Origin of the sequence: Streptococcus sp. HMSC072D07, from assembly GCF_001814835.1 — a bacterium.
Taxonomy (GTDB): domain Bacteria; phylum Bacillota; class Bacilli; order Lactobacillales; family Streptococcaceae; genus Streptococcus.
This window is the reverse complement of record NZ_KV818066.1, coordinates 244,159-256,659: the sequence shown is the minus strand read 5'-3', so window position 1 is coordinate 256,659 and position 12,501 is coordinate 244,159. Positions and strand designations below refer to the sequence as shown.

The window sequence follows — 12,501 nt, the reverse complement described above, 5'->3', positions numbered from 1 at the left end:
TTTCCAATAAATTTGCTCATTAGAAAAAGTCTAGATGAACTAGACTTTCTTAGCTTATTCTACTGTTACTGACTTAGCAAGGTTACGTGGTTTGTCCACATCAAGGCCACGGTGGAGTGTTGCAAAGTAAGCGACCAATTGCGTTGGTACGACCATTGAGATTGGTGAGAGGTAAGGGTGGACGGTCGTAAGGACGATATCGTCTGTCTCTTTAGCAACATTTTCTTCTGCGATAGTGAGAACCTTAGCACCACGGGCTGCAACCTCTTGGATATTTCCACGAGTGTGGTTAGCAAGGATTGGATCTGACAAGAGGGCCAAGACAGGCGTTCCTTCTTCAATCAAGGCAATGGTTCCATGCTTGAGTTCTCCTGCCGCAAAGCCTTCACACTGGATGTAAGAAATCTCTTTGAGTTTGAGGCTCGCTTCCATGGCTACATAGTAGTCTTGACCACGTCCAATGTAAAAGGCATTGCGAGTGGTTTCAAGAAGGTCACGAACCTTGGCATCAATGGTTTCTTTTTCAGAAAGAGTTGATTCGATAGACTGAGCTACGATTGACAACTCATGAACCAGGTCAAAGGCTTGCGCTTTGGCATTGCCGTTTGCCTCTCCGACTGCTTTTGCAAGGAAGGCAAGGGCTGCGATTTGCGCTGTGTAGGCCTTGGTTGATGCCACGGCAATTTCAGGTCCTGCGTGAAGAAGCATGGTATGATTGGCTTCACGTGAAAGGGTTGAACCTGGGACGTTTGTCACTGTCAAGCTTGGGATTCCCATTTCATTAGCCTTGACCAAAACCTGACGGCTATCCGCTGTTTCACCAGACTGACTGATAAAGATAAAGAGTGGTTTCTTGCTGAGAAGTGGCATACCGTAGCCCCACTCAGATGAGATTCCAAGTTCAACAGGTGTATCTGTCAATTCTTCCAGCATTTTTTTAGAAGCAAATCCTGCGTGGTAAGATGTCCCAGCTGCAAGAATGTAAATACGGTCTGCATCTTGAATAGCCTTGATGATAGCTGGGTCAACGACTACTTGACCAGCCTCATCTGTGTAGGCTTGGATGAGTTTACGCATAACCGTTGGTTGCTCATCAATTTCCTTGAGCATGTAGTAAGGATAAGTCCCCTTACCGATATCTGACAAGTCGAGCTCAGCAGTATAGCTAGCACGCTCACGACTGTTACCATCATAGTCTTGAACTTCGACGCTATCAGCCTTGACGATTACCAACTCTTGGTCATGAATTTCCATGTATTGGTTGGTCTCACGAATCATAGCCATAGCATCTGAGCAGACCATGTTGTAGCCTTCTCCAAGACCAATCAAGAGTGGTGATTTGTTCTTAGCGACATAGATGACATCTGGATTTTCAGAGTCAATCAAGGCAAAGGCATAAGAACCACGAATGATGTGAAGGGCTTTTTTGAAGGCTTCAAGAACTGAGAGACCTTCTTCTTCTGCAAATTTCCCAATCAAGTGAACAGCGATTTCCGTATCGGTTTGCCCCTTGAAGTGGTGACCTGCAAGGTATTCTTCCTTGATTTCAAGGTAGTTTTCAATCACTCCATTGTGCACCAAGACAAAACGTCCCGTCTCAGAGCGGTGTGGGTGAGCATTATCTTCCGTTGGTTTCCCGTGAGTCGCCCAACGCGTATGTCCGATACCTGTTGTTCCCTCAACACCAGCTGTCTTGGCAGACAATTCTGCGATACGACCGACAGCCTTGACTAGATGATTTTCAGCACCACCTAGGACAAAAATCCCCGCAGAATCATAGCCACGGTATTCGAGCTTTTCAAGCCCTTGAATCAAAATATCAGTTGCATTTGTGTTTCCAACAACACCAACAATTCCACACATAGTATATACGACACAGACCAGCTGTGCTTTCTCCTTAAATTGGTATAGTCTAATTCTCGCTTTACGGAATCAGCAAAAACAGTATATACTTGTTTTTCTCACTTGTCAAGGATAAAAATTGGTATAGTTTTTCTATCTGGTATTTTATCAAGATTTCACTTGATACCTGACAAGTCGGCATCAATTACTTATAATAAGGGGAGGAGGTATTCGCCATGTGGTTTTTCTTCGCACTTTTATCAGCTATCTTTGCAGCCTTAACGTCAATTTTAGCCAAGATTGGGATTGAAGGAGTTCCATCCAATCTAGCAACTGCTATTCGTACAGTCGTCGTCATTCTTATGGCCTGGGCTATGGTTTTCTTGACCAATAGTCAGACCGAAATTGTCAACATCAGTAAAAAAAGTTGGCTCTTTCTCATCTTATCAGGCTTAGCCACTGGCGCCTCCTGGCTCTGCTACTACAAGGCCCTACAGATGGGCAATGCGACTGAGGTATCTGCTGTCGATAAATTCAGTCTCGTCATTACCCTCGTTCTAGCCTTTTTCTTCCTACAGGATGTCCTGACGTTTAAAACAATTATTGGCTGTATCCTGATTACGATTGGGACCTTGGTGATGATATTGTAATAAAAAGTGAGATGAACACCATCTCACTCTTTTTATTCTTAAAATCCATTATGGTCGCTGAGTTCCTTGAACCAATGGCCTGATTTTTTTAGACGACGTTCCTGTGTTTCCAAGTCAAGCTCAACTAGACCGTAGCGGTTTTTATAGCTATTGAGCCATGACCAGCAGTCAATAAAGGTCCATATTAAGTATCCTTTACAGTTGGCTCCATCTTCAATCGCACGGTGAAGTTCACGAAGATGTCCTTTGACAAAGTCAATACGGTAATCATCTTGAATCATCCCATCTTGACGGAATTTTTCTTCCCCTTCAACACCCATACCATTCTCTGTCAACATCCACTCAATATTACCATAATTTTCCTTGATATTTTGGGCAATATCATAAATCCCTTGCTCATAAATTTCCCAACCACGGTGTGGGTTAATTTTACGGCCTGGCATGACGTAAGGCTCATAGAAATGTTCTGGTAAGAGGGGACTGTCAGGATGTTTGGCAAAACGCGGAGCCATGACACGCAAAGGCTGGTAGTAATTGACTCCAAGAAAGTCCACTGTATGCTGACGAATCAGTTCCAACTCTTCTGCTGTAGAATCTGGTAGTAAATCATGCTCAGCTAAAATTTCCACCAATTCTTCTGGATAAGCTCCCAAGACAGACGGATCTAGGAAAGATTGGGCTTGGAAGAGATCCGCAATGCGAGCAGCCTTGACATCTGCGGGATGCTGGCTACGTGGATAGGCTGGTGTCAAGTTGAGGACAATCCCAATCTTGGAATCAGGCAAAACTTCATGACAGGCCTTAACCGCAAGACTACTAGCCAGTTGCGTATGATAGGCAACCTTAACTGCTACTTTGGCATCTACCTTGTGAGGATAGTGGGCATCGTAAAAATAGCCAAACTCTACGGGAACGATGGGCTCGTTAAAGGTAATCCATTGGTCCACCAAGTCACCGTATGTCTCAAAACAAAAACGAGCATAGTCTTCATAAGCCTTGACAGTTGCCTTATTTTCCCAACCATCGCCGTCTTCTTGGAGGGCAAAAGGCAGGTCGAAGTGATAGAGATTAACTAAGAGACGAATTCCCTTGGCCTTAATGGCTTCAAAGACCTGACGGTAGAAAGCCACCCCTTGCGGATTGACCTCTTCACGGCCCTGTGGGAAAATACGAGACCACTGGATAGAAGTTCGGAAGGCTGTATGCCCAGTCTCTACCAAAAGCTCAATATCCTTTTTCCAGTTTTCATAGAAAGTCGATGTTTTGTCAGGTCCAATCCCATTGTAGTAGCGATTGGGTTCCACCTGATACCAATAATCCCAGAGATTATCTCCTTTACCATCACCAAGCACTCGTCCTTCTGTCTGTGGTCCAGAAGTGGAGGAACCCCAAACAAAATCCTTTGGAAATTTTAGCATTGTTATACCTCTTCATTTACTCATTTTCCCCATTATATAGAAAAAACAAGGTAAAAACTAGTTACATTTTTGCCTTGTTTTTCTTCTGATTATAGTTTTATTTCTTGCTGAGGATTTCAAGGGTTTCGAGCAAGTTGTCTGCGTGAACTTCGATGGTGTCACCAGTCGCCTTAATCTTAACTTCTACGATGCCATCAGCTGCTTTTTTCCCAACAGTGATACGGATTGGCAACCCAATCAAGTCGCTATCGCTAAACTTCACTCCGACACGTTCGTTGCGGTCATCCGTCAAGACTTCGTAACCAGCTCCCATCAAGCTTGCTTCAAGTTTATCTGTCAAGGCTTGTGCTTCTTCGTCTTTGACATTGACAGTGATCAAGTGCACATCAAATGGCGCCAATTCTTTAGGGAAGTTAACTCCCCAAGCATAACGGTATTCCCCTTTAGGCGTTTTGTTAACAAAGAGGCGAGCGTGTTGCTCCATAACGGCTGAGAGAAGACGGCTAACACCGATACCGTAACAACCCATGATAATTGGCACAGCACGACCATTTTCATCCAAAACATCTGCACCCATGCTTGCTGAGTAGCGAGTTCCGAGTTTGAAAATATGACCGATCTCAATACCACGCGCGAAGTTAAGAACGCCTTGTCCGTCTGGTGAAATTTCACCCTCACGAACTTCGCGGATATCCACGTATTCTGCAGTGAAATCACGACCTGGGTTCACACCCGTCAAGTGGTAGCCATCTTCGTTGGCCCCCACAACAGCATTGCGAACATCTTGTACCTTACGGTCTGCAATGATTTTCACATTTTCTGGCAAACCAACTGGGCCAAGCGAACCAAAGCCAGCCGATATAACATTTGCTACTTCTTCCTCGCTCGCAACATCAAAGAAATCTGCACCCAAGTGGTTTTTCAACTTAACTTCATTGAGTTGGTCATTTCCAACTAGAAGGGCTGCAACAAGCTCACCATCTGCCATGTAGAAGAGGGTTTTGATTGTTTGTTCTTCTGGGACATTTAGGAAGGCTGCGACTTCATCGATGGATTTTACACCTGGAGTTTCGACGCGAGTCACTTCTTCTTCCGCAACGACACGGTTGCTTGGTCTGTACTCGTTTGTTGCCATTTCTAAGTTAGCTGCATAGCTAGACTCACTTGAGTAGGCAATAGTGTCTTCACCAGAAACCATCCATTTGAGCAATTCTGCCTTGATTTCTTCTTGCACTTCTGCAGGAATTTCATCAAATGAGGCAACTGACTTGTCCAAGACAACCCAGCGGTCAAGGTCTGTACGGGCTGGTGTAATGGCCATAAATTCTTGGCTATCCTTACCACCCATGGCACCACCGTCACCGATGATAGCCTTGAAATCCAAACCACTACGAGTGAAAATTCGTTCATAGGCCGCTTTGTACTCGTCATAAGTCACATCCAAACTATCGTAATTAGCATGGAAACTATAGCCGTCTTTCATGATGAATTCACGCGTACGGAGAAGTCCGTTACGTGGACGTTTTTCATCACGGTACTTGGGCTGGATTTGGTAAAGGTTGAGTGGCAATTGCTTGTAAGATTTCACAGAGTCACGAACAATAGCTGTAAAAGTTTCTTCGTGTGTCGGACCTAGGATAAAGTCTGACTTTTCACGATTTTTCAGTTTATAAAGGTCTTCACCATAGGTTTCGTAACGGCCGGATTCGCGCCAGAGATCGGCACTGAGAAGGGCAGGAGCCAACATTTCCACCGCACCAATCTTATCAAACTCTTGGCGCATGATATTCTTAGCCTTTTCAATCACACGGTTAGCGAGTGGTAGGTAAGAGTAGACACCGGCAGAAACTTGACGAACATAACCAGCACGCAACATAAGGGCGTGGCTGATAACTTGAGCATCGCTTGGCATTTCGCGAAGTGTAGGGATTAGCATTTTACTTTGTTTCATAATATTCCTCGATTATCTAAAAGAAGAGTCGCATAATGTCATTCCAGGTTACAGCTAGCATCAAGACAACCATGATAACTACACCAGCCATGGTGACATAGGTTTCAATTTCTTGTTTAAGGGGTTTACGGCGGATAGCCTCTAGGATATTGAGCACAATCTTTCCACCATCCAAAGCCGGAATCGGAATCAAATTAAAAATTCCGATATTGATGGAAATCATAGCTAGGAAATAGAGGACATTCTCAAGACCATTTTTAGCAGCATCGCTACTTGCCTTAAAAATGGCAACGGGACCGCCGAGTTTGTTCAAATCTGGATGGAAAATCAAGTTTTTCAGAGCCGAAAGGATACGAAGCCCTGAATCAGCAGCGGTTGTAAAGCCACCAACAAACATGGATAGAAAGTCTGACTTGACTCCCGGTTGAACCCCAAGAATATAGCGTCCTTGATTTTCTTCTGGAGTCACCGTAACTTGCTTTTCACTACCATTTTCAGAAATGGTCACATCCAAGGTCGGGGCTGTCTTGTCCTTGGTATCTGCTTCCACAGCCTGAGTCAAGTCTTGCCAATTCTTAACCTCATGCGAGCCGACCTTGGTAATTTGAGCGGTCTCAGCTACGCCTACCTTAGCCAAAGCTCCCTCTGGCATGACATGAAAGAGATTGGTCTGAGTATCTCTAACACCGCCCTGCAAAAAGATCAAGATCCAAAAAACAACAACACCTAAGATAAAGTTATTCATGGGACCTGCAAAGTTGGTGATGAGCTTGCCCCAAATAGAAGCATTTTGATACTGTACATCCAGAGGGGCAATGCGTACTTCGGTTCCGTCTTCTTCAACAACCGTTGCATCATGATCCACTGTAAAAGTCTTTTCTTCTTCCAGGACCAAACCCTTAATAAAGAGCTTGTCTTCAAAGTCAAACTGGGTTACCTGCATAGGAAGAGCCGTTTGATCCAGTTTCTTCCCTGAGAGGTTGATCCGTTTGACCTTACCATCGTCGGCAAGTGTTAAACTGACCGGAGTTCCTGTCTTAATTTCTGTCGTATCATCACCCCAGCCTGCCATACGAACATAGCCTCCTAGAGGAAGGATTCGAATGGTATAAGCAGTGCCATCCTTACCGATATGGGAAAAAATCTTGGGCCCCATACCAATGGCAAATTCACGAACTAAAATGCCCGATTTCTTGGCAAAATAAAAATGTCCAAACTCATGCACCACCACAATAATCCCAAAAACGAGGATAAAGGTTAGCAATCCAATCATTCAATATTCCTTTCTTTAAAACAGGCCAAATAAGTGCATCATTGGAAACACAATCAGCATGCTGTCAAAGCGATCCAATACACCACCATGTCCAGGGATAAATTTTCCAGAATCCTTGACACCGAAATGGCGTTTCATGGCACTCTCAATCAAGTCACCAAACTGACCTGCCACACTGAAGAAGGCAGCAAAGAGACTCATTCTATAAATCCCATAAGGAAGAGCAACTGTACTGTCCACTAGCATGAAGATTACCGTTATCAGTACCGCACCTAGAATACCCCCGACAAAGCCCTCAATACTCTTATTAGGAGAAACTCTCGGAGCCAACTTATGTTTACCAAAATTCATCCCTGTCAGGTAGGCTGCGCTATCTGTCGCCCAAACGATAAAAAGGGCCAAAAGCACCTTGTCAAAACCTGCCACCCGAGCATCTAGTAAGGCATTGAAGCCAAAACCAACATAAAAGCTCACAGCAATTGGGAAAGCGGCATCTTCAATCGTATAGTTTTTACTGAAAACGGTTGTCCCTAGCATTATGGTAATCAGAACACTATAGGCAACTACATTCCCATCAACAGGCAAAAAAGTTAGGTAATTTTCTAAAGGAACTGTAAGAGCGAAGGTCGCAAAAAGAGTCAAAGCGCCCTCGATGGTCATGGTCTTTAGCCCCTTCATGTGCAAGAGTTCATAAACAGCTAGCATGGCTAACAAACCAATGCCTATCTGTAACAAGAGTCCTCCCACAAACAAGACTGGAAGGAAAATCGCCAGGGCCAATACTGCAAACAATGTTCTCTTTTGTAAATCCTTGGTCATATCTTCTCCTAAACTCCTCCAAAACGGCGATTGCGATGGTTAAAAGCAGCAATAGCTTCCTGCAAGGCAGCTTCATCAAAATCAGGCCACAAGGTATCCGTAAAATAAAGCTCGCTATAGGCTGCTTGCCACGGCAAGAAATTACTTAAACGCAACTCACCACTTGTACGGATAATCAAATCTGGATCTCGCAAATCCTTTGGCAGGTGTTGCGTGAAAAGGTAATCCCCAATCATATCTTCTGTGATATCGCCAGGATTGATTTTGGCATCTAGAACTTCCTGAGCCAAGCTCTTAAGAGCCTGCGTGATTTCAGCACGACCACCATAATTAAGGGCAAAATTGAGAATCAAGCCTGTATTGTTCTTGGTCAACTCCTCTGCTTTTTTCAAAGCTTCAAAAGTCGGCTTAGGCAGACGGTCTGTCTCCCCGATCATCTGAATCTTAACATTATTTGCATGTAATTCGGGGACGTAGTTATCATAAAACTCGACTGGCAAGTTCATGATAAACTTGACTTCTTGATCTGGGCGTGTCCAATTTTCCGTTGAAAAGGCATAGACTGTGATAACCTTAACTCCCATCTTGTTAGCCGCCTTGGTCACCTTTTGGAGGGCTTCCATCCCCGCCTTATGACCAAAAACCCGTGGTTGCATCCGTTTTTTAGCCCAGCGGCCATTCCCATCCATGATGATGCCAATATGAGCAGGAACCTGTGTTGGAACCTCAACTTCTACAGCTTTATCTTTCTTAAAAAATCCAAACATGATCATATTCCTATTCAAAAATCTATCGTTTCATTATACCATATTTCCCTATTTTCTTCTATTGCTAAGTTACTGCCCCTGCTTGCAGGCAGACAAAAAATAAGTCGCCTGATTGGGCGACTTTATTTTATAGGGAGATTATTATGAAAAAGTTTTAGGAGTTTAAGTTAAGTTCCTCTTAACTTATGAGTTCAGTATACAGCTCCTATCATAAAGTTTCCTTTTTATATTGCATACTTTTTAGGCCTTGTATTATCCTTTTTCACAACAATCGTAATATCAATCTCTCTTTTAAAACAATAGGTTTCAAATGCTAATTTCATCAGACTAAGTCTATCAGAACTAGTAGGTATTGAATTCTTGAAACTTATTCTTCCACCCAAAACAGGACATACTATTTTCCTTCCTTTTGCATTATTTTCTATATATTCACAAAGGTCATACAACATTGAAAAATAGTCTCTAATATCTTCTAAAATCATCGTATCATTTTCATCAAGGCAAGCAATTTTAATTAGATAATATACAGAAGAATTATTTTGTATTGTTACAATTCGATTAGTCTCCATCCTTACATTTTCTAAATCAAGCACATTAATTCTACTAAGAAAGTGAGAATATACAGACTTTGGACTAATTTTAGTTTTATCAACCGTTAAATCATCATCGGTTGCAATAACTCGGATATAATCATTATATTTCGTCTTGAAAATATCATCATAATAAATTTTTAGATTTAGTTTTTGTGTATTACTCAAAAATTTATATCGATTCTTCTTGTAAATATATGCAATTATAAATGAAACTAACAAGATTAATATTTGATAAGTAATATATTTTCTAGGATCGTTTGGAATCAATGGCTGTAAAAATTGTATACCACCAAACCACGCTAATGTAATTGGTCCATACTCTTTAATTTTGCTAATCATAATACTCCTCTACATTTCTATAATAGTATTTTGGAGGATTCTGTTTCATATTTGAATTTAAATTATTTCGTCGTTTATTATTTATGTCATCAAATTCAATATCACAAATATCCACATGTGTATTTTTAGATCCTTTATGACTCGAAACCACACGCTTATACTCCTCTTTATAAGGAATAAAAATTTGAACTCCACCCAACTTAGAATAATTTGTTATACTCGTTACGGCCATCAAATCTCTAGAAAGACTTTCAGAAATTTGATAATAATATTTTATGTCTTTATTATTAGTAATTAGATGTATGATAGTTGGTTCTTCTTTAGAAATTTCGTATTTCAAATCGATTGAAGTCGCTTCATAACAATTTAAAAAAGCATGCTTACATCCTCTGAAGCTAAAAGTGTGATTAAATTCTTCTTTTGGAATGTACATTGTCCAATTAATATTCTTACCTTCAGGCCTACTCTGCCTAAATTTATCATATTCTTCCGGCGACGGATATATCTTCGGAATTAGTTGAATATGAGCATCTTTGTATTCAACACCTTTTATTGTTGTTTTTAGTGGAATAATAACAATAGTTAGATTTAAGACTCTTCCGTTAATTAATATAAAATCTAACCCACCTACTATCAGTGTTTTAGTCTTTACTGCATGCTTTACGACAGTAACAATATCTTCAATACTAATCCCTTGCTCTGGGAAAGAAATAATATCCGCATTATATTTATCTGATAAATTTAAAACAGTTACAATGTCAGAAAGAGAGGAGAGATTTTCTGATGTTTTAATAAACATTTCTAATCTTTTTTCATAAGAATAAAGATTTGCTTGAGCAAATCGAAGAGTTGATTTTTTTTCATAATCTTCTAAAAGTATATCCTCGTTTCCAATTTTTTTAGGATATCCATTATTTTTATTCCACTCTTTGAGTAAATCATTTAGTTTATTAAATTGATTAGATTCTATTTTAAACTTTTGAAACTCTTCCTCACCAATGTGCTCGAATATCTCGTATAGTTTTTTTAGTTGAATCTCGTAGTTAAGTAAATAATTATCATCTTGATATTTATATTTTGGTTTTCTGAAATTATCTTGTAAACTAACAATCAACTCTTTATCATTTTCAAAAAAACATTTTTTTAATAAGTCTTCATAATATTCTACAAAAGTACCTATCAATTCATCATTAATAGATTTAATATTCTCTAGTTTTTTGTAAAACATAGTTTTATCTCGAACTTTTCCATCTAATTTATGTAGATTTTGAGAAATTGTTTCTATCGCACATAACTGATACCAATAATCATATAGTTCTAAAAAAAATTCATCATCAACAAAATCATAAAAATATTTAATAAATTTTTTCGAAAGTTCGACATTTTTTTTATGATTTTCTTTTCTCATAGTTCCATAAATAGAATAAAAAATTGTTGAAATTATCCTACTTAGATGCTTTTTATCTTTGGATATTGTAAATAAATCTGATAATTTTGTAATATCTTTTGTCAAAATATATGCTTTATCAAACTCGTCTTCAAACTCTAGTGGATCAATAATCCTATGATTATCACTAGATAATCTTGAGGTTTCCTTTTCAAATTTTCTCAAATAATTTATATCATTCTTCTCACTTATAATAAAATATAGAGTCTTTTCAAAATTAAGATTTATATAAATATCCTTTTTCTTTAGCTTTTCTTTTATTCTATCCAATTCTCCTTCGATATCATTAACAATTTCATTTTTATTATCATTATTAATTTCTTTAACGATAACAAAAGATATATCATCAACATACCTTCCATACTGTATGGGATTGTGTCTAGATTTTATCTCTTTGTCTAACTCTTTAAGATAAATATTAATTAATACATTACTAGGAAAAAAACCTATAGGTAAAATTTTTTGATCTTTCTGAGAAGATGTTTTTTCTATGTACTCCGTGATAGTTTGTAAATCATTATATTTCTTTAAAACACTGAAAACATAAGCATTTAATCTGATTACACTTTCATCTACTTCGCTAGCCGTAAGTAACTTTTTAATTTTATCTTCTAGTTCTTTTATATTAATGGAGTAAAAACATTTACTGAGGTCTGTCTGTACTAATATACCCGTTTTATTATTTTCAATCAGAGTTTTCACTTCTTTAAAACTTGCATCTCTAAAATCAGAATAGGCTTCAAAATAAGGTTTAAAAATGGAATTTGTGTTTTGAGACACTCGATTTGCATATACATCATTAGATAATTGTCCATTATCTAATTCTCTACCTATAACTTCTACCCAAATTGCTCCTAATATCATTATTTTCAAATCAGAAAGTATGAAATAATTATATTCTATTTCACCATTTATCTTGTTTTCTGCAGTAAAACTGATAACATTTTTTTCTTGTTTACAGAGAGTATCATCATTTTTGTTATTCAATCCATTCTCAGAACGACTAATTTTTTTGAATAAGGGAACGGCATCGATAAAACAATTCCCTACATCAAATCGAGAATTTTTTATTTCATAATTAACATTTTCAATTTCCGCTTCTAAATATTCTCTAATTTTTAAAGAGTCTTTATCTGTATTACCAAACCATTTAACCCAGTTATACATATATCTTTTATTGTATCTTAATTCTGTTAAAATTTTGTTTGCTAAATATTTTTTGTTAACTAGAATATCTTTATTCATTTATCCTATAAAATCCCTTCACTTTTCATTATGAACTCAAAAGTCTCTAGCAACTTTCTTACAAAACTTATTATACTATTTAAGTGATTTTAGTTCAATAATTATTAGTCTATAGACTTAATGATTATATTCATAAACAAATTCATCGATATCTCAT

Annotated in this window: 9 protein-coding genes; 1 reads left to right on the top strand and 8 read right to left on the bottom strand. The window is 38.9% G+C overall.

The annotated features are described in order from the left end of the window. Positions 1-54: 54 nt before the first annotated feature. Entirely contained in the window at positions 55-1,863 is a 1,809-nt protein-coding gene (gene glmS / locus HMPREF2991_RS06140) for a glutamine--fructose-6-phosphate transaminase (isomerizing) (RefSeq protein ID WP_042902946.1), read from the bottom strand. Positions 1,864-2,078: 215 nt separating this feature from the next. Between glmS and HMPREF2991_RS06135 the strand changes: the two genes are divergently transcribed. Further along, positions 2,079-2,492: an EamA family transporter gene (locus tag HMPREF2991_RS06135; RefSeq protein WP_000264204.1), complete on the top strand. Its 414-nt coding sequence runs from the start codon at positions 2,079-2,081 to the stop codon at positions 2,490-2,492. Positions 2,493-2,530: 38 nt separating this feature from the next. On the opposite strand, the gene HMPREF2991_RS06130 is transcribed toward HMPREF2991_RS06135, so the two are convergent. The 7 genes from HMPREF2991_RS06130 to HMPREF2991_RS06100 all read right to left on the bottom strand — a co-directional run bounded on the left by HMPREF2991_RS06130 (position 2,531) and on the right by HMPREF2991_RS06100 (position 12,344). Next, on the bottom strand, positions 2,531-3,910 hold the full coding sequence (locus tag HMPREF2991_RS06130) for a glycoside hydrolase family 1 protein (RefSeq protein ID WP_070569290.1): 1,380 nt from the start codon (positions 3,908-3,910) through the stop codon (positions 2,531-2,533). Between the two features lie 97 nt (positions 3,911-4,007). Further along, entirely contained in the window at positions 4,008-5,861 is a 1,854-nt protein-coding gene (locus HMPREF2991_RS06125; protein WP_070569293.1) for a proline--tRNA ligase, read from the bottom strand. A 16-nt stretch (positions 5,862-5,877) separates the two neighbouring features. After that, positions 5,878-7,134 (bottom strand): RIP metalloprotease RseP, encoded by a 1,257-nt coding sequence (gene rseP / locus HMPREF2991_RS06120; protein ID WP_070569296.1) that lies wholly within the window; start codon positions 7,132-7,134, stop codon positions 5,878-5,880. A 15-nt stretch (positions 7,135-7,149) separates the two neighbouring features. Continuing rightward, positions 7,150-7,953, bottom strand: coding sequence for a phosphatidate cytidylyltransferase (locus HMPREF2991_RS06115; RefSeq protein ID WP_070569299.1), 804 nt, complete (start codon positions 7,951-7,953; stop codon positions 7,150-7,152). Between the two features lie 8 nt (positions 7,954-7,961). After that, entirely contained in the window at positions 7,962-8,720 is a 759-nt protein-coding gene (locus HMPREF2991_RS06110; protein ID WP_049538512.1) for an isoprenyl transferase, read from the bottom strand. Positions 8,721-8,944: 224 nt separating this feature from the next. Then, positions 8,945-9,652 carry a macro domain-containing protein gene (locus HMPREF2991_RS06105; protein WP_070569301.1) on the bottom strand — a complete coding sequence of 236 codons (708 nt, stop codon included), beginning with the start codon at positions 9,650-9,652 and terminating at the stop codon, positions 8,945-8,947. After that, positions 9,645-12,344 carry an RNA-directed DNA polymerase gene (locus HMPREF2991_RS06100; RefSeq protein WP_070683659.1) on the bottom strand — a complete coding sequence of 900 codons (2,700 nt, stop codon included), beginning with the start codon at positions 12,342-12,344 and terminating at the stop codon, positions 9,645-9,647. The genes HMPREF2991_RS06105 and HMPREF2991_RS06100 overlap by 8 nt, the downstream gene beginning before the upstream one ends. Positions 12,345-12,501 lie beyond the last annotated feature (157 nt).